Genomic DNA, 24,968 nt, shown 5'->3' with positions numbered 1-24,968 from the left:
CGCTTCAGGAGAGCAGGCCGCGTTTGTACGCCTCGCCGACGGCGGCGGCGCGGTCGCGTACGCCCAGCTTGTCGTAGATGTGCAGCAGGTGCGTCTTGATGGTCGCCTCGCTGACGAACAGCCGCTTGGCCGCCTCGCGGTTGGTCGTGCCGTCCGCGACGAGGGCGAGGACCTCGCGCTCGCGCTTGCTGAGCGAGGCGTCGGCCGGCCGTCGTACGCGGCCCATCAGGCGGCCCGCGACCGCCGGCGACAGCACCGACTCGCCCCGGTACGCCGAGCGGACCGCCCGCAGCAGCTCGTCGCGCGGCGCGTCCTTCAGCAGGTAACCCGTGGCGCCCGCCTCGATGGCGGGCAGCACGTCGCTGTCGGTGTCGAAGGTCGTCAGCACCAGCACGCGCACCTCCGGGCACGTCTCCCGCAGCCGCTTGATGGCCTCCACCCCGCCCATGCCCGGCATGCGCAGGTCCATCAGCACCACGTCGGCCGACGCGGCCCGGCGTACCGCCTCGGCGCCGTCGGCCGCCTCGCCGACCACCGTGAGGTCCGGCTCGGCGGCGAACACGCCGCGCAGGCCGTCGCGCACGATCGGATGGTCGTCGACGATGAGTAGGCGGATCATGCTCCTCCTCCGGCCGGGAGGGCGGGGACGCTCGCGTTCACGGCGGTGCCCTCCCCGGGGCCGCTCTCGATGGCCAGGCTGCCGGCGACGCGCAGCAGCCGCTGCCGCATCGAGGACAGGCCGAAGCCGCTCTGTCCCGCGAAATCGATGTCACGAGGCTCGAAACCGATGCCGTCGTCGCGTACGTCGAGCAGCACGACGTCCTCCATGTACGACAGGGTCAGCCCGACGCGTGAGGCCTTGGCGTGCTTGGCGACGTTGGTGAGGGCCTCCTGTGCGACGCGGAACAGCGCGACCTCCACGTCGGCGAGCAGCGGCCTCGGCTCGCCGGTCGTCTCGACGCCCACCGCGACGCCGGAGGTCTGCGACCAGCGCTCACTCATCCCGGCGATCGCCTCGGGCAGGTGCGCGCCCTCGAGCTGCCCGGGGCGCAGCGCCGCCACGGACCGCCGCGCCTCGGCGAGGTTGTCCCGCGCGAGCGCCTGCGCCTGGTCGGCGAACCGGCGCCACTGGCCGGGGTTCTGCCGGGCGGCCTCGAGCTGGGCGACGATCCCGGTGAAGCCTTGCGCAAGGGTGTCGTGGATCTCCCGCGCCATGCGGGCGCGCTCGTCCAGGACGCCGGCCTCGCGGGCCTGGGCCAGCAGCTGGGCGTGCAGGCCGGCGTTCTCGGCCAGGGCCGCCTCGAGCTGGGCGTTGGTCTCGGCGAGGTCGCCGAGCATCACGCGCTGCCGGGCGTTCTGCCGGCCGATCATGGTGTTGAAGAACAGGAACCCGCCGCCCAGGGCGATGCCCGCCGCCGTGAAGACGCCGAAGATGACGGCTCCGGAGCCCCGGACGTTCTGGACGCCGCCGACGTAGGTGGTGGACACGATCGCCGCGGTGGACATCACTCCGGCCCACTTCCAGCGGCCCGGCAGGGACGTCACCTGGAGGTAACCGCTCCACGCGAAGAAGCCGTAGAGCGGGCTGAGGAAGACCAGCGCCGCGGACAGGGCCGTGAACCCGGCGAAGAAGACCGCCCTGGCCGAGGGACGCTGCGTCCAGGCGGGGCCGAGGCCGTTCATGAACAGGGACCAGGACGAGGCCGCCAGCGTGAGGCCCACCATGGCCTGCAGGTGCGCGAACGAACCCGCGCGGTCCAGCAGCACGAGCACCAGCGAGACGGCCAGCGCGCAGTGCGGAACGACGCGAAGCATCACGGCCTCGCGTCGTTCCCATCCGCTGAGCGGCAGCGTCACGGTCGTCCCCAGCGGCAGCGTCACGGTCATTCCCACCTGAAGAGCCTGGTCGCGGCCAGTCCGGCGGTGGCAGCGTACGCGGCCATTATCGCCATTTGCGCCGCCCGCGGCTCCGTTCCCATCCAGGCGTCCCGCATCGTCTTCAGCGTCGCGCCCAGCGGAGAGTAGTCGCCGATGCTCCGCAGGACCGACGGCATCGTCTCGCGGGGAATGTAGACGCCGCCCAGGAACAGGCTCGGGAAGAACAGGACCATGCCGATCGCCTGACCCGCCTTGCCCGTCGGAGCCACCGCCGCGACGAGCAGCCCGATCGCGAACATCGCGGCCATGCCGAGCAGCAGCGCGCCCACGAAGGCCGGGAAGTCCTTCGGGACCGGCGTGCCGAACAGCACGTCGCCGGCGACGACCAGCACCGCGACCGTGAACAGCGCCCCGGCCGCGTACAGGACGAGCTGGGCGGCGAGGAGGTACACGGGCCGTACGGGCGTGGTGGCCAGGCGCCGCAGCACGCCCTTCTCCCGGTACCCGGCGAGGGTGGCGGGCAGCACGCTCAGCCCGATGATGGCGAGGGCGATGCCGGCCCCGATCGCGGCGATGTACGCCGCGCCGGTCTGGCCGCCGAGGTCGGCGTTCGCCTTCCGGCTGCCGGGCTGGAACCCGAAGCCGAGCAGCAGTGCGACCGGCAGGACCAGGACGAACAGCGGCACGACGAACTCGCGCATGGTGAGCTTGAGCTCCATGAAGGTGAGCCTGGCGAGCATGTCAGTTCTCCTGGTCCAGAGTGCGGCCCGTGAGGGCGACGAAGGCGTCGTCGAGGCTGGTCTGCTCGACGCGCAGGTCGGCGGCGATGACGTTGTTGCGGGCGAGCGTCGCGGTGACCGCCTGGAGCAGGCCGTCGGTCCCGGTGACCGTGAGCACCTCGCCGGACCGGGTCACCGTGTGCACCTCGGGCAGCTCCTTGAGGAGGCCGTCGTCCAGCGACGGAGAGGGGCGGAACCGGATCCGCTGCTCGGGGTCGACCCGCGACACGAGCCCGGCGGGCGTGTCGATCGCCGCGACCCGGCCGGAGTCGATCACCGCGATCCGGTCGCAGAGCCGCTCGGCCTCCTCCATGAAGTGCGTGACCAGCACGATCGTCACGCCGCTGGCGCGTACCTGCTCGATGAGCTGCCACGTGTCGCGGCGCGCCTGCGGGTCCAGACCGGTCGTCAGCTCGTCCAGGATCGCGATCTCCGGGTTGCCGGCGAGGGCCAGCGCGATCGACACGCGCTGCTTCTGGCCGCCGGACAGCTTGCCGAACCGGCTGTTCGCCTTGTCGGCGAGGCCGAGCTCGTCGATGAGCCGCCGCCAGTCGGCGGGCTCGCGGTAGAAGGAGCTGTAGAGCGCGAGGGCCTCGGCGACCTTCATCTTCTCCGGGAGCTCGCTCCGCTGGAGCTGCACGCCGACCCGCTGGGTGAGTTCGGCGCGATCGCGGCGAGGGTCCAGGCCGAGCACCGAGACGGTGCCGCCGCCGGGTTCGCGCAGCCCCGCGACGCACTCCACCGTGGTGGTCTTGCCGGCGCCGTTCGGGCCGAGGACGCCGAAGATCTCGCCTTTCTCGACGCTGAACGAGACGTCCTCCACGGCGACCGTTCCGCCGTAACGTTTGTGCAGGTTGGTAACTTCGATGACCGTCATGACCGCGCTCCCTGGTTACTCCGGGTACGGTCACGATCATCATTCGCGGCGGCCCCGCCGCGGATCGACCGGCCGGCTGCGCCGAGGTGGATCGCGCATCAGCCGATCGGTTGATCCACTTCACTCCGCGTGGTGGTGTCCCCTGGTCAGCGCGGCGAGGACCAGGACCGCCGCGGCGGTCGAGCCGGCGATCACGATCGCCATCGGCACGGCCGAGTCGGAGCCGGCCAGGCCGACGAGCGGCGCGGCGGCGGCGCCGACCACGTACTGCAGCAGGCCGAACAGCGCCGAGGCGCTGCCCGCGACGTTGGCCGGCCGCCCGGACAGTGCCAGGGCCACCGAGTTGGGCATCGTCAGCCCGATCGCCGCCACCACCAGGAACAGCCCGGGAAGCACGCCGGCGAGCCCCATGTCGGTGAACGCGCTGACGAGGAGCAGCACGCCGCCGGCGAACGCGACCAGCAGCCCCGTACGGAGCAAAGTGATCATCTTGACCCGGCCCGCCAGCGCCCCGCTCACCTGGCCGAGCGCGACGATCCCGAGAGAGTTGACCGCGAAGACCAGGCTGAATGCCTGGGGGGACATGCCGTAGATGTTCTGCAGGACGAAGGGCGAGCCGGAGATGTAGGCGAACATGGCCGCGAACGCCAGCCCACCGGCCAGCGCGTACCCCATGTAGACGCGGTCGGCGCACAGCTCGCGGTAGATCCGCAGGGCCGCCGGCAGGCCGCCCGTACGGCGTTCCTCGGGGCGCAGCGTCTCGCGCAGCCCGAACAGCGAGAGCGTCATCAGCACGCCCAGCAGGGTCAGCACGACGAACACGCCCCGCCAGGACGTGACCCGCAGAACCTGCCCGCCGATCACCGGCGCCAGCACCGGCGCGACCCCGTTGACCAGCATCAGCAGCGAGAAGAACCGCGCCGCGGCCGGCCCGTCGTGCATGTCGCGCACGACCGCGCGTGAGATCACGATGCAGGCCGCGCCGGCCACCCCCTGGACCAGCCGCAGCGCGATCAGCAGCCCGACGTCGGGCGCGACCACGCAGGCGAGGGAGGCGAGCGTGTAGACGACGATGCCGACGAACATCGGCCGCCGCCGGCCCCACATGTCACTGATCGGACCGGCGATGATCTGCCCGACGGCGAGACCCACGAGACACGCGGTGAGCGTGAGCTGCACGAGGGAGGCCCCGGCGCCCAGGTCGTGGGTGAGCTTCGGCAGCGCCGGCAGGTACATGTCGATCGACAGCGGCCCGATGGCGCTGAGCGCGCCGAGGATGAGGAAGACCCGGAACCGCTCCGCCCTGCCTGCCGTGTACGGGGTGCGCTCGGCGGCCGCCGTCACCCGATCCCCTCCCTGGTTGATGACCACAGAGGTAACGGATCCGCTCAGGCCGGGCATTCCCGGCGAAGCACCCGGCACTGGCGGCCGATCAACCGGCCGGCGCCCCGTCTAGAGCATCGGGGCGCCCTCGGGGATCTCCGCGTACGCGGTCGCCCGCGGGTTCGAGCGGACCCACGCGTCGAGCTCGGGGCCGATGGGGCCATAGAGCTCCACGTAGATCATCTCGGCGTGCCGGGACGCCCGTTCGAGCAGCTCCGCCCCGCGTTCGTTGTGCGCCAGGGCCGCGGCGGCGTCGGCGTACTCCTCCAGCACGAGACAGCTCCCGGCGTCCGCCGCGAACCAGCGGTAGGCGAGGGTTCCGGGCTCGTCCTTCACTTGTTCGCGCAGGGCGTGCACCACCTGCTCGAAGGCGGCCGGGTCACGGACGTCGAACCGCGCACGTACGAGAATGGTCATACCCACCAGATCGTACGCACCGGGGTCAGGCGGCGCCGACGCCCGTGGTGGCGCGGGCCGAGAGTTCGGCGAAGCTCTCCGGGTCGGGCCTCCGCCGGCTCAGGTACGTGCCGGCCACCGCGAACAGGAAGCCGGCCGGGATCGAGACCAGTGCCGGGTTCTCCAGCGGGAACCAGGCGAAGTCCACACCCCGGGGCAGCAGCGACCGGCTCGCGCCGGTCAGCGGATCCACCCTGCCGGACACCACCGGCGAGAACACGACCAGCGTGAGCGCGGTGGCCAGGCCTCCGTAGATCCCGGCGACCGTCCCGGCGCCGTTGAGCCGGCGCCAGAGCAGGCCGAGGACGATCGCGGGGAGGTTCGCCGACGCCGCCACGGCGAGGGTGAGCCCGAGGAGGGACGTCACGTCGAGGTCGCCGGCGAAGGCCGCCGCCGCGATGGCGGCCGACCCGACGAGGACGGCGGCGATCCGCGCGACCGCGACCTCCTGCCGCTCCCCCGGGCGCCCGGCCATCAGCACGTGGCCGAACAGGTCGTGCGCGAGCGAGGTGGCGGCGGCCATCAGCGGACCCCGGCGGCCGCCGGGACGGCCGCGCAGGCCACCGCCGCCGCGAGGACGAGCGGTGCGTCGCCGCCCGTCCGGCCCGCGAGATGTTCGCCGAGGGTCAGGGTCATGAGGAGGAGACCGCCGGCGAGGGCGATCGCCCAGTTCACCGAGGTGCGGGCGGTGCGGGCGTCCGGCACCGTGAGGATACGGCCGGCGACGTGCGGGAGACCGGCCGTACCGAGCGCCAGCGCGAGGGCGAGGCTGACGAGGTCGAGCCGGCCGGCCAGAGTCCCGGCGGCCTCCGGGCCGGGGCCGGGGCCGAGGCGGCCCGGCGCGAGCCCGGTCATGACCACGCCCGCGGTCAGCACCAGCGCGGTCGTGACGATCTGCGCCCGGGTGACGGCCCTCATCCCGCCGGCGGCGACGCAGAGGACGACCAGCGCGCCGGCGGCGGAGATCGCGGCCACCCGGGCGGGCAGGCCGGGGAACACCGTGCCCGGCCCGATGCCCGGCAGGAGCGAGACGAGCGCGCCCGCGCCCGCGAGCTGCGCGGTGAGGTACAGCACCGAGACCGCGGCCGTGGAGACGGCGCCGGCGACACGGACCGGGGGGCGGCGGCTCAGGCGGTACGCCGGCACGTCGGCCAGGGTGAACCGGCCGGCGTTGCGCAGGGGCCCGGCGAGCAGCAGCACCGGCACCCAGGCGACGAGGGAGCCGACGGACCACAGGGACACCTCGTGGCCGGAGAGCACGGCGACGCCGACGGCCGGCAGGTGGCCGCCGGCGAGGGCGAAGCCGTTCTGGCGGGCGGAGAGACCGCGCCCGCCCGCGAAGAAGCCGACGGTCCCGCCGGTGTGCCTCCGCGCCCGGACCGTGACGCCGGCGGTGACGCAGGCAAGGACCGCGAGCAGCGTGACGGAGACCGCGCCTGCCGCGGCCGGCGTCACCGCCCGGCCGCCCGGGGCTCGCTGTCGGCGACGACCTGCGCCCGCAGCGGGTCGAGCACCTCGCGGGAGTAGCGGGCGTAGCGCCGGGCGAGCAGGAACGTGCCGGCGAACTCCAGCAGGCCGAGGACGAGGGTGACGTTGACGTCGCCGGCCAGCCGGTGCCGCATGAGGCCGCGGGCGAAGACGGCCGCGATGACATAAAGGAGATACCATGCCGCCATTAATGACGCGACTAACAACGTTGACTGCCCGCTTTTGCGGCGTAGTACAATGAACCGTTCATCCTGGCTAATCGCGGCATAGCGCGCACGATCCTGAGAATTCGTGACATGCCGCGACGATGGCGGCGACCCGGCGACCACCACGCACCTCTTTTCGCATCGGCGGGAGGGGCACTCCGTTATGAGAGCAGAAGTCGGCGACGGGCATTCGGCATTTCCGCGGAATTCCCGGCGAGATCGCGCATCCAAGATCGTTTAGTGTCACGGCCCGCCGGATGGGCCGATTCCGGACGCGCCATAGACTGACCCGGCCTGTCCGTAACGACCCTCTGGAGAGCGTGTGCGCGTCCTCGGCCTGATATCCGGCACGTCCTTCGACGCGATCGAGGTGGCGGCGGCCGATCTCACCGCGGACGGCGAGGAGCTGTCCCTGCGTCCGCTGGGCGCGCTCTCGGTGCCGTACGCGCCCGCGCTCACCGACGCCATCGCCGCCGCGCTGCCGCCGGCCGCCACGACCGCCGGGGAGATCTGCTCACTCGACACCCTGGTCGGGCAGGCGTTCGCCGAGGCGGCGGCACGCGGGATCGCCGAGATCGCCGGCGGCCGCGCCGACCTGGTCGCCTCCCACGGGCAGACGATCTTCCACTGGGTCGAGGACGGCCGCGTCCTCGGCACGCTGCAGGTCGGGCAGCCCGCCTGGATCGCCGAGCGCACCGGCCTGCCGGTCGTCGCCGACCTGCGCGTGCGCGACGTCGCCGCCGGCGGCCAGGGCGCACCGCTCGTCAGCGTCTTCGACACCCTGCTGCTCTCCGGCGGCGAGCCGCGCGCCGCGCTCAACCTCGGCGGCATCGCCAACATCACCGTGGCCGGCGCGGGCCGTGACGCCGTCGCGTTCGACACCGGACCCGCGAACGCCCTGCTCGACGCGGTCGTCGCCGAGGCGACGGGCGGCGCGCGCCGCTACGACGCCGACGGCGCCGGAGCGGCCGCGGGCACCGTGCACGAGGGCCTGCTGGAGATCCTGCTGGCCGAGCCGTACTACGCCGCGCCGCCGCCCAAGACGACCGGCAAGGAGCTGTTCGACCTCGCGTACGTGCACCGGGCCCTGGCCGCCTGCGGTGAGGTCTCACGCGAGGACCTGCTCGCGACGCTGACGCGGCTCACCGCCACGACCGTCGCCCGCGCGGTCGCGCCGTACGGGGTGGACGAGGTGGTGGCCTCCGGCGGCGGCACGGCGAACCCGGTGCTGATGGGCGATCTCGCCACGGAGCTGCGCCGCGTCGGCGGCGCGACGCTGCGGACGATCGACGAGCTGGGCGTCCCCTCCGGCGCCAAGGAGGCGTACGCGTTCGCGGTGCTCGGCTGGCTGACCGCGCACGGCCTGCCGGGCACCGTCGCCTCGTGCACGGGCGCCGCCGGACCGCGCGTGCTCGGCTCGGTGGTGCCGGGCGCCGACGGGCGGCTGCCCGCGCCGGCCACTCCCCCGCTGCCGCCGCGCCGCCTCCGCGTCGTCGCCTGAACGCCCCTCTTTCTGCCGTCTTCACCTTCCGTCATGTCAATTCGTTCACCCATTGGAAACGTGGGATTAACCTCTGGACGAACTTTCGGCGTACGGCCGCTAACCATTCGCGAAGAATGGATGAACTGCCCTAGATTCGACCTGATGCTCCCTCCGCGAACGCCACGCTCGTAGGAGGTCGGATCACGTGTCGAGCGCCGGACAGGAGAGGCCGTGGGGGCTGGGTACGACGTGCGCCCGGAGACGTGGAAGACCTCCGGACGCGGCGTGGTGGACACGTCGGAGTCGCTCGGTTCGGCGGTCGACGATCTGTGTTACGGGCTGGCGGCGATGGGGGCGTGCTGGGGCGCCGACGACATCGGCCGGGCCTTCTTCAACGGCGGCGACGGGAACGTGGGGTACGGGAAGGCGCGGGACTCGCTGCTCGGGGATCTGGCGGACATGGTCAGCCTGGTACGCGCCACGGGCGGGCTGCTGATCGTCTCCGGTCACACGTATCAGGTGGCCGAACAGGCCTCGACGCTCGGGAACGTCGACGTGACGGACGAGGTCCCGGTGGAGATACCGTCGCCGTACGCGCTGCCGACGGTGACGGAGGGCTTCGTAAAGTCGGACCCACCGCCGGCCGCGTTGACCAGGATCCTGGCCTTCGTGGAGACGCTGGTCGGCGGGTGTTCGTGGCCGGACGGGAGCCTGGGCGACCTCCTGACGCTGGCGCGGCTGTGGCGGGGTGCGGCGGCCGCGACGCGTACGGCGGCGAGTGAGGTCGGCGGTCACGCGCGGGTGGTGACGGCGAACAACGCGGGTGAGGCGGCGGAGAGCTTCGCCTCGTTCGCGGCGGCGCTGCAGGGAGGCGGGGACGAGGGCGGGCTGTCGTGGCTGGCGCGCGCGTGCGAGGGAATGGCCGAGTCCGCCGAGAACCTGCTCGCCCAGAAGAACGCGGCACGGATGCAGTTCGTGCTCTCGCTGGAGTTCCTGCTGGCGACGTGGGCGCTGGCGTCGACGCTCTCGGTGCCCACGGGCGGCGGGTCGATCGCGGCGGCGACGGCGACGACGCAGGCGGAGGGACTCGCGCTCAAGGCACTCCTGCGGTCCGTCGTGAAGGCGGTGCTGATGGGCATGTGGTTCTCGGGCGGCCTGGACGCGATGGGCCAGTACTCCCGCGTCCACTACGGCCTGCAGAAGGGCTTCGACTCCGGCGAGCTGCTGAAGGCGGTGGGCGAGGGCGGGGTGGCCGGCGGGGTGATGGGCGCCGGCGGCGCGTGGGTCGGGATGGGCCGCAACCGGCTGACCCAGACGCTGTCGGGGTGGATGGGCTCTCCGGGTTTCGAGGGCGCGAGCACGCGCTTCCTGGTGGCGGGGACGACGGCCACGGCGGGCAACGTGGCGGCGCAGGCGGCCTTCGACAAGGGCCACGTCGACTGGACGCAGGCGGCGGAGTTCGGTTTCGGCATGGCGGGGATCGAGGCGGTCAAGGAGGCCGTTCGTCCTGCCGCGACAGGAGGACTGGACCCGGTCTCGTACGCGGACCAGGGCTCGGGCCCGGGTCACACGCCTCCGGGCGGCGGGCAGGGGGACGGGCGAGCGCTGCCCACCGCCCACCCGGCGGTGTCCCAGGACGGGATCCCCAACCCCCGGATCTACCCGCACTACTCCGACCGCGGCGTGGGGTACGACCTGGAGGCCCAGCCCGGCGACTACCACTGGAACGATCCCAACGGACAAACTGCCCATCCCGCGACAGAGCAGCCCGTGCGCCCTGCCACCACCGACCTCGCCACCGAGACGCCGCCCGCGGCCGGCCACGGAGTGCCGGGCGCGCACACCACCGGCGGGGAGCGCCTCCCCGCGCCGCAGGTCGCCGGCCCCGTACACGAGACGCCCCGGGCGGCGGACCCCGTGCCGGCGGCCCCCGTGCCGATCGCCGACCTGCTCAACGCCCCCCGGCCCCGTACGGCCGTCCCCCTCGGCCACACTGTGGAGCCGGTACGGGCGATCACCGCCGAGGCCGCCCCCGCTCCACCGCCGGAACCCGAGCTGCATCCGCCCCGGTACGTCGAGTCGGGCGCGCTCGGCGAGACCGCCGTGCACAGCGTCGAGATCCCCGCCGACCCGCGGGAGGCGGCGCGGCAGTGGGTCGAGGGCCTGCCCCGCGACCTCGGCCCCGAGGTCTCGGGCGCGATCAGGACCTGGCTCGCCGAGAGGCTGACGGACCCGAACCGGGAGAACTGGACCGACCTGCTCCAGAGGGGCGCGGTGTTCAGCGTCGGCGACGCCGTGGTGTACCTCAAGCCGGACCTGCACGGCTTCTCCAACGTCGAGGCGCTGGCCGGCCCGCGCAACTACCCCGTCTCCTTCGGCGGCGACGGTGTGGAGAGCCGGCGGATGGGCGGCTCCGACTCCGAGCTCACCGGCGGTGTCGTCAAGATCTGGGACACCTCCGACGAGGTCGAGACCCTCGGCCTGCCCGGGCTCGGGATCAAGACGGCGCAGCGGACGGGCGACGCGGCCGGCCTCGACATCATGAGCGGCCGCAAGACGGTCGCCGTCAAGCACGACTACTTCGACGCGCGGGTCTCCTTCCGCGTCTTCCGCAACGGCGCGGAGATCCCGTACGGCGCCGACGTCCCCGGCCTGCACGTGGTCGTCCCGTTCCCCGAGGAGTTCCACCGCGTCGGGCCGCTCGCCGCCGGCGACGGGCCGCCGCTGCTCCCCCGGCACGAGGTCCCGCCCGGCGCGGCGGCGAAGGTCACCGACCACGGCGTGCTCGTCACCGCGGTGGACACGACCCCGCTCGCGCTGGAGATCCAGCGCCGGGCGCTGGAGGCGGGCGTTCCGTCGCACCAGGTCGCGACGATGCTCGATGACCTGCTGTCCACCGTGCACAGCGAGCAGGGGATGAAGAACCGCAGCCAGTGGTGGCTGACCAGCGGATCGGCCTCCGAGCCGGCGAGGTACCACCCGTCCGCGCTGCGTTCCGCCGAGGACGCCGTCCGTGTCACGTCCAGCGTCCTGCGCCTGGAGCCCGTGCACGAGAGCAACACGCCCCCGATCGAGACGCGGGTCCGTGACGACATCGGCCGCCGCACCGACACGAGCACGTCGGACCAGACGGGCCGTACGCTGAACGCCTTCGTCGGCGTCAAGCTCGGCCTCGGGTCCGTCGACAAGATCTTCGCCAGGGTCGGCGGGAACATCAAGGTCGGCAAGGTCCACCTCGTCTCGACCTCGCGCATGGACCTGCCCAAGGTCACGCTGATCAAGACCTCCGAGGTCAGCCGGTACGACGCGGTCGTACGGCTCCACGTCGCCACGGACCGGATCGGCTCCTTCGACGTCGACGTCCGCATGGAGCTGGCGCTGCCCGCGGCCGACGCCGGCCGCTTCGAGCGCGACGTCTTCGGCCACGGTCTCGGCGGAGCCGCCCGCACGTCCGGGGAGATCGAGCGCTTCGAGGCCCACCGGCAGCCGCCGGCCCTGGCGGCGGGGCGCGGCCCGGGCCTGGGCACCCTGTCCCGCATGCCCGGGAGCGAGCGGCTCGTCACCGAGCTCCGCGACGCCGTCACCGCGGCCGTACCCGACGAGAAGGCGCTGCGCCAGGTCCTGCGGGACCTGGACGCGCACTTCGGCCGCCCGGCGCTGGAGGCCGACCTCACCCACCTTCTCAACGGGATCGACTACCGGACGACGGCCGGCCACTACTCCATCGAGGTCTCGGCCCGCGGCTCCCTCGACGCCGTGCGCGGGGTCGACCAGTTCCCGATGACGGTGAACGAGCGGAGGGTCGCCGGGGCCGGGGTGAGCACCGGGTGGACGAGCACGGCCGGAGGCGGGGTGGAGGCCGCCGCCAACGCCCGCGTCCAGGCCGGCAAGGTGTTCGGCGTCGACTTCCCCAAGGCGCACGTCGGCGTGGGCGGCGGGATGACGAAGAAGACCGTGTTCGCCTCGGGCTACACCGTCTACTACCGGACCGAGACGGCCGGGCGCGTCGTCGCGTTCGAGCGGGCGGTGCCCATCGACGTCGAGGTCCGCGTCACGCGGGGCGGCAAGGAGGTCGTGCACCGGTCCTGGCAGGTGGACGGCGCGAGCGCGGAGGTCGTCGTGCCCCAGGAGCACCTGCCGGACCGTCCGGTGAGCACGGCCGACGTCGGCCGCATCGAACCGCTGGAGCACCGGCCGGGCAACGTCGTCGACCTGAACGGCCGCCTCGCGGGCATCATGCGGATCGGCGCCATGCCCGAGCTCGCCCTGGAGGTCGGCCGTGCGCACGCCGGGTGGCTCGGGTTGCCGGAGCCGGTGACGCGCCGGGACGTGCCGATGGAGATCCTCGAGCTCACCCGGCCCTCGTTCCTGGAGGCGCACCTGCCCACCCTCACCTCGGGGGACGGCATGACGATCAAGATGCCGGACCACGGAAAGCAGCATCAGGCGCTGCACGTGAAGGTCACCGTGGCCGGTCTGGAGCACACCAGGTCGGGCTCGGGAGTGGAGTACGAGCAGTACACGAACGCGAGCTCCCGGGTGGTGACCGGCACCGGCAACAGGTCGGAGGTGTCGGCCCAGATCCAGGCCGGCATGCGCGCCGGCCTGCGCGAGGCCGACGACGCCGAGACCGAGAACAAGATCGTGGCGACGGTCGGCGCGGCCTTCTCCGGCGAACGCGGCCGGAACGAGAGCTCCTACGAGGGCGGCATGGACGTCGCCCGCGGCACGTACGGCGACGACGCGCACTGGTACCGCGGCGACCTCGTCCTGGAGACGACCCCGGTGCGGTGGAAGGAGGGCGCGGTCGAGCAGGGGCCGACCACCCGCCTGCGGGTCAGCCAGATCATGGACCTGGTCGCCCCGGACCAGGTGGCCCGCCACCTCGGCCTGGAGGGCCCGGCGCCCGGAGTGCCCGCGGTCACCGAGCACCGCGGCTACGTCTCGCCCGAGCTCGCGATGACCTCCGGGTACGTCGAGCGCCTCGACGCGGCGACGGTGCTGCCGGAGATCGTCGCCATGCTCCACGAGCAGCGCCTCCTGTTCCCGGGCGAGGAGATCACCGCGAGCCCGGTCATGGAGGTCCTGCGCGCCCGGTACGGCGAGGAGCCCCTGTCGGCGAGCCTCGTGGCGCTGCGCGACGGCGTGGTCACCTGGCTTCCCCTCAAGCGCGCGTACGGCTTCAGCGACTACGTCGGCGTCCGTGTCAGGGCCGTCGTGGCGGACGGTGCGCACACCGCCGAGCGTCCCGACGTCAAGCTGATGCTCCGCAGCGAGCACATCCACGGCGACAGCGCCGTACGCGAGACGGGTTCCGGCCGCGGCGCCAAGGCCCTCGCCCGCTACACCCACTACGCCGGCGAGAACGTCAAGGGCGGAGAGGTGGCCGCCGGGCGCGTCTCCCAGTCCAGCGCCTCCGACAGCCGCGGCACCGGGGTGAAGGACATCAACCGGGTCCAGACCTACGACTCGTCACACGAGTTCACGCACCCGGTCCGGTACGAGATCGAGGTGGTCCGCAGCCACGAGCCGCCGCCGGGGCTGGAGCACGTGCGCCGCGGCTCCCGCGAGGCGCTGCGCAGGTTCGCGGAGCTGACCGGCAACGACGCGGCCGGCCGGTTCTGGGACGAGCACCGCCGCATCTCGACGGCCACGCGGACCACGGACGGCAGCCTCCGGCTGATCGTGCCCGAGCATCTGACCGTCACCGTCCCGGAGCACACGCCGGTGCCGGGTGCGACGGCCGTCGTCGCCGAGGCGCCGCGATGGGCGGCCCCGGTCACGCCACTCTCGGTCAACGCGACGCTGAGCGAGATCGCCAACCAGGTCGCCGTCCCGGCGGCCACGCTGGTCGACCGGTGGGCGCCGGTGGCCGCCGTGCCTCCGAAGCTACGCGGGCCGGTACCCCTGGCGACCGACCGTCCTCTCGGGTACGAGATCAGCCTCCCGCGGGGCGTGGCCCTCGGCGAGGCCGGCAACCCCCGCACGATGCGCGCCCAGCTGCAGGCCCTGCTCGCGCACGAGCACACGGTCCCGGGCCTCGGCGGCGACACCATCCGCGTCGGCATCAACGTCCACCGCGCCACCCAGGTCGCCGAGGCGGCGGTCAAGCAGCGCGTCTACTCCCAGACCATGACGACGTCCGGGCGCGGCCGTGGCCACGCCACGGACCGCTCCGGCCGCGGGGGAGGGTCGGCCGGGCTGCCTCTCGGAGGCCCCCAGGGCACCTCGGGCACGGGCCGCGGCCGGGAGTCCGGCGGCGAGACGGGCTCGCGGAACAGCAACATCCGCGAACGCAACAAGGAAGCCGGCACCGACAACGCGTACTACCGGTGCGCGATCAGCCTGGTCTTCCACGGCCGGGGCAGGGACCTGGTCCTCGACGTCCCGGAGGGCCTGTACATCCGGCTGTCCCCCGAGGACGTCGAGCGGTTGAACCGCGAGCACCCGGGCTTCATCCTGTGACCTCTACGGTGCGCTGTGCAGGCGGCGGAAGTCCTCGAGGCTCTGCTCGCAGAAGGCGATGTCGGTCCGGATCCGCTCGCGCGCGAACCGCTCCGGGGACTCCTCGCGCGCGCTCGTGCCCATCTGTGTCCACACCGCCGTGGCCGGGATCTCGTCGCCGTCGGCGGGCAGGAACTTCGCGGCCTCGATCGTCGCGTCACGGGCGAGTTCCCACCCGTCCACGATGGACAGGAAGCGTTCCTCGCCGGTCGGGTCCTGGGCGAAGAACAGGCCCTCGCGCAGTGCGCGGCGCGCGTACACGGCGGCGATCTGGAGCCACTGCCCGGCGTCGATCAGCGTCGAGACGCCGGGGCCGAACCTCAGGTCGTCCTGCCGCGCCTCGGCCTCGGTCGCGTGGCGTACGAGCACCTCGACGCCGGCGCCCGCGTGGCGCAGGGTCCACGTGTCCGTGCCCTCGGTCAGCGTCGTCTCCGCGTGTACGTCGCGCGGCGCGTCCTCGCCGATCCCGGCCGCGGACGCCGTCAGGCTGACGTAGAGGTAGGCCTCGACCAGCGTCCTGGCGTATCGCTCGGGCTCACTCACGCTTCGACGCCTTCTCCGCCGGGTACCTTTTCGCCTGCTCACGATAGCCCGTCCGGGCCGCCAGCAACTCCTCCAGGGCGAACCTCGACGGCGAGGCGTCGTAGACCTGCCGCCCCTGCTCGGACCAGAACGCCTCGCCCGGCACCGCGTCCGCGCCGGGCGGGACGAACTTCAGGACCTCCTCGACGGCCGCGCGGGCGATCGCCAGTGAGCGCCGCGCCTCGGCCGGGTCGTCCTCGGGCACGTTGCCGGCGGTCAGGTCGGCCACCCAGCGCCACTGGCCCGCGTCGAGCAGAGCCGACGGCTCCGGCCCGCCGAACGCCGGGTACTCCGCCGGCACCACCCCGCGCTCCGGCAGGCCGAACCAGAACTCGCGCCGGACGCCGCAGCCGCCGCACGTTCCCGCGTAACGGTTGGCCAGCTCGCCGTCCGCGGGGACCAGCGCGCTCTCCCAGGTCGTGTCGACCGAGCCGCATTCGTCGCACGGGTGCAGGTCGAGATAGAGGTGCGCCTCGTCTCTGGTACGTGCCGTCGTGAACGGCATCGGATCAGCCTCCCCCGCCGCCGAAGCCACCGCCGAAGCCACCGCCGGCGGAGATGCCCTCGCCCGGGAGGCCGCCTCGCCACGGACCGTGCGGGCCGCGGTCGAGGAAGTCCGAGGGCCGTCTGCCTCCGGCCTCCGGGGGGAGGGTGACGCCGCGGTTCATGAGCTCCGCGCGGACCTTGTCGGCCAGGGTCCCGTCCACCGGCGACCGCTCGAACACCTGGCGCAGGTTCAACCCATGCTGGTCGGCCAGGGCCCGGAGCGTCTCGTGCAGGCCCTGGAAGGCGTTGGCGAACCCGCCGTCGGTCCAGCCGTCCCCGTTGAGCAGCGTGCCGTCCGGCAGCGCACGGTAGCGGTGGGGCTCGCCGCCCTCCGTGCGGACCTCGATGCGGATCTCGCGGTTGGCCAGCCGGGCCTCCATGAGCGCCTGGGTGAGCGCGGCCGACGGCCTGGCCGGGTCGGCGTCGACGACGTTCCACTTCTCCCGGGTGAACGGACGCCAGCCGTCGTCGTGCCCGGTGCCGAGGTCCCAGGTCGCCCCGCGTGGGTCACCGGCCTCCTGCGCGGCACGCGCGGCGTCGAGCTCGGGTCCGGCCATGGTCAGGTACACCTCGCCGTGCGCGACGTGGTGGACCTCGCGGCGCCCCGACGTGAAGTCCATGCGGAAGGCGGCCTCGGCCTGGACCGTCGGGGCCCGGTTCACCTCGCTGAACCGGCTGGTCTCGATGCGGGCGCCGCTGTTGTCGGAGACGGACTCGGACGCCTGGGCGCCGCTGCTCTGCTTGGTCCCGAGCCCGGTGACGCCGTCCTTGACCTCCACGCTGCGGCTCAGCGGGGACACGTGCCCGACCGAGGCGGACCAGGCGGTCGTGTGCTCCGACCGGTCGACCTCGCTGATCTCGGCGCCGCCGACGTCGCCGACGCGCAGGTCGGACATGTCGAGGTGGACCACCACGGTGGCCTCGCGGCTCCCGAACCTGATCCGGATCGGATAGCCGGCTTCTCCGGCCATCCGCTCGAAGTTGTACGGCGAGTGCCGCGCCAGCGCGGACCACTTGCGCGCGAGCTCCCGGGCGACCACACGGTCGGACCCCTCGCCGAGCAGGTCGACGAAGGTCTCGTGCATGACCTCGTGGGCGAGGGACCCCTCGACCCACTCCACGTAGTACCGGCTCCCGGGAATCTTGATGGGCCGCGAGTCGGGGACCGGGAGCGGGTCCTGGTGCCCGGACGCCGGAGCGAGCTCGGCCCCGGTGGAGGGCGCCTCCACGGGCCGGACCGTACGGGCGGGCATCATGCGGACCACGTGCCCCGTCAGCTCGACCGTGACGGGCCGCGGGGTGTGGGACCCGTCGACCTTCGTCGTTCCCGGCAGGAGCGGCAGCTGGTCGACCGTGATCTTGACCGTGACCGACTGCCTGACGCTGACCGTGCCCTTCGCCTGGGCGTTCGCGGCCGCGGCGTCGAACCAGCGCAGCCGCTTCAACCGGGTCAGCATGTGCCCGTCGGTCCCGCCGACGGACAGGTTCTTCGCGGTACCGACCGACCCGTCAGCGCCGGGCCCGGCCGAGCCGTCCGCGCCACCGAGGTCGCCGCCGACGACGCCGCTGGAGGACTCGACCCTGTTTCCGCCCCTGTAGCCGTAGTCCTGGAAGATCGGCACCACGTGATCGGTGGTGCCGATCACGACCGCGTCGTCACCGAACTCCATCTGGGCCCGCACGCTGAGGACCTCGCTGCGGCCGTCGGCGTCGACGCGTACGCGCAGGTCCCGGTCGAACCCCCCGGGATCGAGCATGCCGTCGGCGAAGCCCTCCCAGCGCGGGAGGCCGAGCACGGTGTTCAGGCGCTGCCGGATGCTCGGATCGTGCTGCCAGGCCGCCGGCGAGCGCTCCTGCGTCGCCTGCCGTACCCCGTCGATGATCTTCATCGGGGTTCCGTCCGGCCCGGTGAGCTCGAGCTCGTCGAACAGGCTCGTGGCGATGGAGTGCTGATACTGGTCGGCCACCGCCACCGGTTGTTCCAGCGGCGCCAGGGCCTCGGCCGGGGGAAGTTCGCGGCCCGCGCGCTGCTCGGCCGCGCCGTGGCCCGGGTCCGTACCGACGTCCGCCTGCGCCAGCACCTTGTCGAAGAAGGCCTCCGGCGTGTGGCCGGCGGCGAGCCTGGGCAGTGGCTCGTTGTTGTGCGCCGCCTCGGCGACGCGCGCGAGGTAGGGAGCGACCAGGCGGGCGACCGTTCTCTGGTCGGTGAGCAGGTTGCCGTCCAGGAAGCGCTGCATCACGTCGGCCATGTGATGCAGCGGCAGGGGCATCTCACCCCGCGAGTGCAGGTCGAGAGCCGCGCTCTCCGGCACCGTGTGGATCATCGGGGCGTTCACGGTCACGTGCTCGCTCGTGCCCGTGGCCGGGTCGCGGATCTCGACGTCCAGGTACGCGACGGCGCGGTGGATGAGCTTCGGGTCGACCCGGATCGTCAGTCGCTCCCGGCCTGAGCTCTCGCTTTCCGAGGTCGAGGTCGAGGTGCTCTTCCCCTTGTAGACGTCGCCGCTGCCGCCGTCGGTCCGGGCGCCGTCGGCGCCGTGGTGGGCGGCCCCGCCGGCCGAGCCGGTCGCCTTCCAGCCGCCCGACCGGCTCTCCGTGGACGTCGCACCCTCGATCGTCAGGTTGATCTTGCCGTCCACCAGGTCGACGGCCTGGACGAACTCCGACGGCCCCACGACGCCCTTGACCACGAGCGTCAGCCGCCGGGGCTGCAGGCCGTTCGGGTCGATCAAGACGGACGTCTCGTAACCGTGTCCCCGCCACTCGTCCATGTGCGTGCGCAGGCCCTTCTCGCTCAGGAACGACCTGACGCCGCCGGGCAGCCGCATCCCCTCGGGCAGCTTGTCCCGCACCTGTTTGAGGATGTCACCGACGTCCATCTCCTGCGCCGTCGCCCGGTCGAGCACCTTGTCGGAGGTCCGCTGCGCGGGCCCGATGGACGCCGGGTGGGCGAGCGGGATCTCGGGGTTGTCCTCCGGCAGCCAGTCGGCCGGGGTCTCGATGGTCGCGAACCCCTTGCTGGTGGTGTGCGCGACCTCGTTGCCCGCGGCGTCCGTCAGCACCTGGTGGACGGTGACCGGCACCGTGCCCTTCGACAGCGGCCCGGTCGACTCGGAGATGTCGACGTTGTTCCCCATGTCCGTCCGGGACTCGCTCGTGCTCGACGTGTGGTTGCCTCCGCCGTCCGCGCCGATGCCCTCTTCGGCGCCGGACTCGTGCGCGAGGGGCTTGTGGGTGAGGGACACCCCGCCGCCGCCGTTCCAGGTCACGGCCTCGGTGGAGGTCTCTCCGTTCGACTCCGACGCGATGCCCAGCTTGATGACCTGTTTGACGTTGTCCACTCCCTCGTGCCCGTACCCGCCGAAGTCCTGCTCGACATAGGTCCGGAGGTGGTACGTCTTGGGCGTGCCGTGCAGCCGCAGGTGTTTCAGCTCGGTGGGGATGCCGCTCTCCTGCGTCGCCTGCCCGTAGTCGGCGAGCAGCCGGCCGGGCAGCTCCTCCAGCTTGCGCCGGGCGGAGGTCTGGCCGATCAGCTCCATCCGGTCGGGATGCCGCGAGGCCGGCGCCGGCAGCCCGTTCGCGTCGACCGGGGACACGATGCCGAGTTTTTTGAACGTCGGCTCCATCTTGCCCAGGCTCTCCTCGACGCCGGTGACCTTCGACACCCACGTATGGCCGGACCCGCGGAGCTGGCCGGGCTCGTCGCCGTTCCAGGAGGGCAGTCCGGCCTTGCGTCCGGGCGGTGCTCCGGGCACGGGGTCATCGCGCAGCACAACGGAGCCGTCGGGGCGCCGGACCGGCTCGCCGGTGGGTTCGCGCCTGATCGCCGCGTCGTCGACCGGAAACCCGTAGTCGTGGGCGTCCGACTCCGCGAAGCGGAGCTCACCGGACACCTCCTGGACGACTGGGGACAGTACGCGGTTCTCCTTCAGCGAGTAGAAGTGGGCCTCGATCACCACGCCGCCCTCGTGGAACACCACGCTCTGCGTGTGCCCCACGTGGCGGGCCACCGTCACCGGGATGACCACTCCGCCGACGTTCACCGTCTCCGTGTGCGTGACCGAGCGCGATCCGGTCAGCTTGACCGCGGGCCCGACGTCGAAGTGCTCATGGCCCGGCATGAGGTCGATCAGCTTGGAGAAGGGGTTGAGCGGGAACTGGGAGGAACCGGCGGTGGAGACGTTGTACGACTCGCTTCCGGTCGTCCCGATGAAGCCGACGTCGACCCGTTCCATGAAGTCCACGGTGCTGGCCGCCCGCACGTCGACCTGGTTCACGTCGACCCTGGCCTTCAGCCGTACGACGAGGTCGGCGCCGGGAATGACGCGCGGCAGCCCTCTCTCTCCGGTCATCGTCTGCAGGTGGAGCTTGGCCTCCCGGGTGAGGATCTGGCGCAGCTGTTCCCGCGCGCCGTCGCTGAACGTGACGTTCTCGGCCTCGAGGGAGTTCAGGGAGTTCTTGTACAGGTCCTCCAGCCCGTGCACCTCGGTGACCGCGTGATCGGGCAGCGGCACCCGCTGCCGCTGGTCGGGAGGCAGCTGGGCGAGTTTCTCGGGAGGCGGGAGCGTGTGGGCGTCCGACACCAGCACCTGGGCGCTCGTCGCGTCATCGTGGGCCGCCATGTCCACGCGTGTGGCCGCCGTCTCGCGCCCGTCCGGGAACACGACGGAGACCTCGTACACGGGAACGCCCTCGACCACCGTCATCCGGCCGTCCCTGATGTTCACCACGGTGCCGGACCGCGCGTCGTACAGGTCGTTCGCGCTCTCGGACCATCCGCTGCCGCGGTCGCCCTCGATGCTCGGCCCGAACAACTTCAGCGCGCCCTTGATCGTCGTGACCGTCGGGTTGAGGTCGGGCACCAGCTGGGACAGCTTCGACAGGTCGAGCTCGTACGCGCTGTTCAGCGAGTGGTTGGCCGTGGCCCCGTTCCACTGGCCTCCCTCGGTGAAGCCGCCGTTGATCGTCTCGGCGGGCCGCATCTCCGGATTGAGCACCTCGACGAGATGGCGGAGGCGCAGCCGGACCCGCAGCCGGATCCCGTCCCGGCCCACGGGCAGCAGGGCGCCGTCCCTGGAGAGCGCGTTGCGGGACTCCGCGCGTATCCAGTTCTCCATCCCCTCGGCGGTGAACGTGTGCTGGACACCGGTGTCGGCCAGCACCCGGTTGGCCGTCCCGGTGAGCTCGGACCGCAGCGGCACCCGGCTGGTGAGCACGGCGTCCGGCGTCACCACGTCCTCCGGCAGCGCCTTCTCCAGCGCCGCCTCGTACCCGGCGAACTGGTCCCGCCCCTCGGTGGCGAGTATCACGTCGCCGTCGGCGTACACCTGCGCCAATGCCTCCGTGAGCGGTTGCGCCTCCGCCCGCTCCAGGCTGGCCAGCAGCGCCCGGTAGGTGATCCGCGACTTGTAGGCCTCATTCAGCGCCTCCTGGTACCTGTCGGCGATCGCCCGGTGACGTTGTCCCTCGCGCTCCTGCGAGTCGACCTGGTCCATGGCGTCGCGGGCGCGCTTGTACGCGCCGCGGTCCTGCTGGCCGGCCGCCGTCGTCGCGCCCTCCCGCGCCGCCTCGGCGGCACGATCCGCCTCCAGGGCCTTCGTCGTGTGCGTGGCCACGCGCTCCTGCAGGGCGGCGACGTCCCCGCCCAGCGAGTCGACGAGTCCCCGTACCTCGTTGATCAGCTCCGTACGCGGGGTGGGGACCTCGCGTCCTGGAAGGACCCCGTCCGCGCCGCCGACCCACGGTGGCTCCGGCGGCGTCTGACCGGCCGTCCGCAGGTCCTGCCCGACCTGCCGGATCCGCCGGGCGAGGCTCGCCCGGTCGGCCGGGTCCGTCGCGTCCCGCCATTCACGCGTCAGGTACCGGTGGTCGTTGAAGAGCCGGTGGACCTGCCCGTCGTTGCGTACGGCCGACCGCACGCCGGAGACGAGCCGGCGGACGACGCCCTGCCCGGAGCGGGCCTCGGCCGCCGCCGCCCGTTGCGCCGTGTCGGTGATCCCGTGCAGCAGCACCTGGGGCAGCACTTCGCCGGCCTGGCGGACCTCGGCCGGGGACAGCCGCCCCGACTCCGCGGCCTCGCGCGACATCGCCCACGGCGCGATCGTGAGCCGGCTCGGCTCGCCCTCCGCGCCGTGCTCCATCGCCGAGAGGGACTCCGGCATCTCGGCGATCACGATCTGGAGGTCCCGCGTCCCGAACGCCTCGGTCTGCACGTGCAGGGTCGTGCCGTCCTCGGACCAGCTCCAGCCGGTCACGCCGCGGCCGAGGTCGGAGGGCCGCAGCCGCTCAAGGGCCGACCGCACCTCCGCGTAGCCGAGGGCCTCCTGGTGCTCGGGCCGGGCGAGAACGCCGCCGGTGGGTCCGTGCCCGTGCGCGGCGGCGGCCTGGTCTGCGGCGAGGCCCTCCGCGCGCTCGACGATGTTCCGTGCGACCCCGTCGTTCAGATGCGGCCGCAACGTCGGGTCGGCCGGCGACGGGTGGTCGGCGGGGTGCGGGCGCCGGGTGGGGTCGGCCCCGCGTACCTCGCGGCTCAGCTCGGCCGCGGCGGCGACGTTGTCCGGGGAGTGGTCGCTGAGCTGGCCGAGCGCGTCGAGCGCCCCGTCCGCCGGTGGCTGGTGACCGGTTCTGGCGATCTCCGCGCCCACCCAGGCGGCGGCCTCGGCGCGCAGGCGTTCGACGGTGGCGCCGTCGGCGGCGCGGCTCGTCAGCCGCTGCTCCGCGTGGTGGAGCACGTCCTCGGGGAGGTAGATGGTCCGCCCGTTCCGGTCGGTCAGCCGTACGCTGCCGTCCTGCAGCAGCAGGCCGTCGGGGGCCACGATCTGCCGGGCCTCGGTCAGCGCCCGGTGCGCCGTCTCGGCGAACTCGGCACGGGGGGTCACCGGCGTACGGGCCGGTGTGGCGGGGGCCGGTGTTCCCGAGCTCAGTTCGGCCGGCGGGACCGGGCGTCCGTCCGGGCCGCCCGCCACCGGTCGCCCTTCCTGGCCGCGGACCGGAAGGGCGGGGCCCTCGGTGCGCGCGGGTACCGGCGTCGCCGCGTCGGGGACGGCGGGGACGTTCGGCCGTGAGCCGCCCGGCGGGGCGGCGTTGTCCATGCCCATGACGACGGCCGGGGTGGGACCGGGAGCGGCCGTGTGGTCCGTGCCGACGGCCGGGACGTCCCGGCCGACGCTGGTGATGTCGTAGTGCGGGATGTTCTGGGCGGCCGGCGGGGCCGGGTGGTCGGTGGCGAGTTCGGTGGTGGGGATATGACCGGCCGGGGGTTGTTCTGTAGTGGGATGGGCGGTCTGTCCGGTGGGATCGTTCCAGTGGTAGTCGCCGGGCTGGGCCTCCAGGTCGTACCCCACGCCGCGTTCGGAGTAGTGCGGGTAGATCCGGGGGTTGGGGATCCCGTCCTGCGACACCGCCGGGGGACCGCTCGGCAGCGCGTTCCGGTCCCCCTCGCCCGGGGGCGTGTGGCCCGGGGGCGTCTCGCCCGGAGGTGGGTTCGACCCCGTCAGGGCGCGGCGGCCGACGTCCTTGGCCACCTCGATCCCCGCCATTCCGAAACCGAACTCCGCCGCCTGCTTCCAGTCCACATGGCCCTTGTCGAAGGCCGCCTGCGCCGCCACGTTCCCCGCCGTGCCCGTCGTCCCCGCCACCAGGAACTTCGTCCCGAGCCCTTTCAGCCCCGGAGAGCTCATCCACTCCGACAGCGCCTTGGTGAGCTGGGTGCGGCCCATGCCGATCCACGCCCCGCCGGCGCCCATGACGCCACCGGCCACGGCCCCCTCACCGAGCGCCTTGACGAACTCCCCGCGGTCGAAGTCCTTCTGCAACCCGAAGTGAATCCGCGCGATCTGACCCGCCGCGTCGAGCCCGCCGGAGAACCACATTCCCGCGAGCACCGCCTTGGCCACCGACCGCAAGAAGGCCTTCAGCGCGAACCCCTCGGCCTGCGTCGTGGCCGTCGCCGCCGCCACCGATCCCCCGCCGGTGACCAACGAGAGCGCCGCCGCCAGCGCCCAGGTCGCCAGCAGGAACTCCAGCGACAAGACGAACTGCATCCGCGCCGCGTTCTTCTGCCGGATCAGGTTCTGGACCGCGTCCGCCAGCCCGTCACACGCCGTCGCCAGCCACGACAGCCCGCCGGCGTCGCCGCCGCCCTGCAGGGCCGCCGCGAACGAGGCGAAGCTCTGCGTCGCCTGACCGGCGTTGTTCGCCGTCACCACACGCGCGTGACCGCCGATCTCCTCGGCCGCGGACCGGACCGCGTACGCCGCCGTCCGCCAGGCCCGGACCATCGTCATCAGGCCGTCGAGGCTTCCGTCCGGCCACTCACACCCGCCGACCAGCGACTCCATGAAACGCAACATCGCCATCAGCCCGGAAGGCGCCGGGTCCGAGTGCGGGAACCCCTCCGTCACGAGCGGCAGCGAGTACGGGTGCGACGCCGCCTTCGCCCCGCTGTCCGCGCCCTCCGGCAGGGCGGATCCGATCGTGGAGGCCTCCTCGGCCACTCGATACGTATGACCGGAAACGATCAGCAGTCCGCCCGTAGCGCGGACCAGGTTGACCATGTCCGCCAGACCCGCCAGCACCGAGTCCCGTGACGCCCCGTACCCCGCGTTCTCCCCGCCACCATTGAAAAAGGCCCGACCGATTTCGTCGGACCCCCAACACGCTCCCGCACCCGCGAGCCCATGACACAGCGCATCGACCGCCAAGCCCAGCGACTCCGATGTGCCGACCACCCCGCGACCGGAACTCACCCACGTGTCAGGACGAGCCTCGTATCCCGCTGCGGTCAT

At 72.9% G+C, this 24,968-nt stretch carries 14 protein-coding genes; 2 read left to right on the top strand and 12 right to left on the bottom strand.

The window, feature by feature from the left end; genetic code table 11:
• Nucleotides 1-4: 4 nt before the first annotated feature.
• From QWU11_RS01670 to QWU11_RS01630, 9 genes are all read right to left on the bottom strand, one after another.
• Nucleotides 5-619 (bottom strand): response regulator transcription factor, encoded by a 615-nt coding sequence (locus QWU11_RS01670; RefSeq protein ID WP_290103147.1) that lies wholly within the window; start codon nucleotides 617-619, stop codon nucleotides 5-7.
• The gene (locus QWU11_RS01665; protein ID WP_290103331.1) at nucleotides 616-1,887 is read right to left on the bottom strand and encodes a sensor histidine kinase; all 1,272 of its coding nucleotides are present in this window, start codon (nucleotides 1,885-1,887) and stop codon (nucleotides 616-618) included. Before QWU11_RS01665 ends, QWU11_RS01670 begins: the two co-directional genes overlap by 4 nt.
• Entirely contained in the window at nucleotides 1,884-2,618 is a 735-nt protein-coding gene (locus tag QWU11_RS01660) for an ABC transporter permease (RefSeq protein WP_290103146.1), read from the bottom strand. Before QWU11_RS01660 ends, QWU11_RS01665 begins: the two co-directional genes overlap by 4 nt.
• A gap of 1 nt (nucleotide 2,619) precedes the next feature.
• Nucleotides 2,620-3,534, bottom strand: a complete 915-nt coding sequence (locus tag QWU11_RS01655; RefSeq protein ID WP_290103145.1) for an ABC transporter ATP-binding protein — start codon at nucleotides 3,532-3,534, stop codon at nucleotides 2,620-2,622.
• Between the two features lie 120 nt (nucleotides 3,535-3,654).
• Nucleotides 3,655-4,878 carry a multidrug effflux MFS transporter gene (locus QWU11_RS01650; protein ID WP_290103144.1) on the bottom strand — a complete coding sequence of 408 codons (1,224 nt, stop codon included), beginning with the start codon at nucleotides 4,876-4,878 and terminating at the stop codon, nucleotides 3,655-3,657.
• Nucleotides 4,879-4,986: 108 nt separating this feature from the next.
• A complete protein-coding gene (locus QWU11_RS01645; protein WP_290103143.1) occupies nucleotides 4,987-5,334 on the bottom strand; it encodes an antibiotic biosynthesis monooxygenase in 348 nt (115 codons plus the stop codon).
• 25 nt (nucleotides 5,335-5,359) lie between these two features.
• Nucleotides 5,360-5,896, bottom strand: a complete 537-nt coding sequence (locus tag QWU11_RS01640; protein WP_290103142.1) for a hypothetical protein — start codon at nucleotides 5,894-5,896, stop codon at nucleotides 5,360-5,362.
• Entirely contained in the window at nucleotides 5,896-6,828 is a 933-nt protein-coding gene (locus QWU11_RS01635; protein ID WP_290103140.1) for a hypothetical protein, read from the bottom strand. The genes QWU11_RS01640 and QWU11_RS01635 overlap by 1 nt, the downstream gene beginning before the upstream one ends.
• On the bottom strand, nucleotides 6,825-7,190 hold the full coding sequence (locus QWU11_RS01630; protein WP_290103330.1) for a DUF485 domain-containing protein: 366 nt from the start codon (nucleotides 7,188-7,190) through the stop codon (nucleotides 6,825-6,827). Before QWU11_RS01630 ends, QWU11_RS01635 begins: the two co-directional genes overlap by 4 nt.
• A 199-nt stretch (nucleotides 7,191-7,389) precedes the next feature.
• Between QWU11_RS01630 and QWU11_RS01625 the strand changes: the two genes are divergently transcribed.
• Both QWU11_RS01625 and QWU11_RS01620 read left to right on the top strand, forming a co-directional pair.
• Entirely contained in the window at nucleotides 7,390-8,568 is a 1,179-nt protein-coding gene (locus tag QWU11_RS01625; RefSeq protein WP_290103139.1) for an anhydro-N-acetylmuramic acid kinase, read from the top strand.
• A 213-nt stretch (nucleotides 8,569-8,781) separates the two neighbouring features.
• Nucleotides 8,782-15,015 carry a hypothetical protein gene (locus QWU11_RS01620; protein ID WP_290103138.1) on the top strand — a complete coding sequence of 2,078 codons (6,234 nt, stop codon included), beginning with the start codon at nucleotides 8,782-8,784 and terminating at the stop codon, nucleotides 15,013-15,015.
• A gap of 3 nt (nucleotides 15,016-15,018) precedes the next feature.
• Here the strand turns inward: QWU11_RS01620 and QWU11_RS01615 are convergent, their stop codons facing one another.
• Genes QWU11_RS01615 through QWU11_RS01605 form a run of 3 tightly spaced genes read right to left on the bottom strand, consistent with a single transcriptional unit; the run spans nucleotide 15,019 to nucleotide 24,677 of the window.
• Nucleotides 15,019-15,597 (bottom strand): hypothetical protein, encoded by a 579-nt coding sequence (locus QWU11_RS01615; RefSeq protein ID WP_290103137.1) that lies wholly within the window; start codon nucleotides 15,595-15,597, stop codon nucleotides 15,019-15,021.
• Nucleotides 15,590-16,141: a hypothetical protein gene (locus QWU11_RS01610; RefSeq protein WP_290103136.1), complete on the bottom strand. Its 552-nt coding sequence runs from the start codon at nucleotides 16,139-16,141 to the stop codon at nucleotides 15,590-15,592. Before QWU11_RS01610 ends, QWU11_RS01615 begins: the two co-directional genes overlap by 8 nt.
• Before the next feature lie 4 nt (nucleotides 16,142-16,145).
• Nucleotides 16,146-24,677 carry a hypothetical protein gene (locus QWU11_RS01605; protein WP_290103135.1) on the bottom strand — a complete coding sequence of 2,844 codons (8,532 nt, stop codon included), beginning with the start codon at nucleotides 24,675-24,677 and terminating at the stop codon, nucleotides 16,146-16,148.
• Between the last annotated feature and the right edge of the window lie 291 nt (nucleotides 24,678-24,968).

The organism is Actinomadura sp. DC4, from assembly GCF_030406325.1.
Taxonomy (GTDB): Bacteria; Actinomycetota; Actinomycetes; order Streptosporangiales; family Streptosporangiaceae; genus Actinoallomurus.
This window is presented reverse-complemented; position numbering and strand designations above follow the sequence as displayed.

What these genes read in the sequence shown, in the direction of transcription:
- QWU11_RS01670 (WP_290103147.1), bottom strand. Translation starts at nt 619, where the DNA reads ATGATCCGCCTACTCATCGTCGACGACCATCCGATCGTGCGCGACGGC.
- QWU11_RS01665 (WP_290103331.1), bottom strand. Translation starts at nt 1,887, where the DNA reads ATGACCGTGACGCTGCCGCTGGGGACGACCGTGACGCTGCCGCTCAGC.
- QWU11_RS01660 (WP_290103146.1), bottom strand. Translation starts at nt 2,618, where the DNA reads ATGCTCGCCAGGCTCACCTTCATGGAGCTCAAGCTCACCATGCGCGAG.
- QWU11_RS01655 (WP_290103145.1), bottom strand. Translation starts at nt 3,534, where the DNA reads ATGACGGTCATCGAAGTTACCAACCTGCACAAACGTTACGGCGGAACG.
- QWU11_RS01645 (WP_290103143.1), bottom strand. Translation starts at nt 5,334, where the DNA reads ATGACCATTCTCGTACGTGCGCGGTTCGACGTCCGTGACCCGGCCGCC.
- QWU11_RS01640 (WP_290103142.1), bottom strand. Translation starts at nt 5,896, where the DNA reads ATGGCCGCCGCCACCTCGCTCGCGCACGACCTGTTCGGCCACGTGCTG.
- QWU11_RS01610 (WP_290103136.1), bottom strand. Translation starts at nt 16,141, where the DNA reads ATGCCGTTCACGACGGCACGTACCAGAGACGAGGCGCACCTCTATCTC.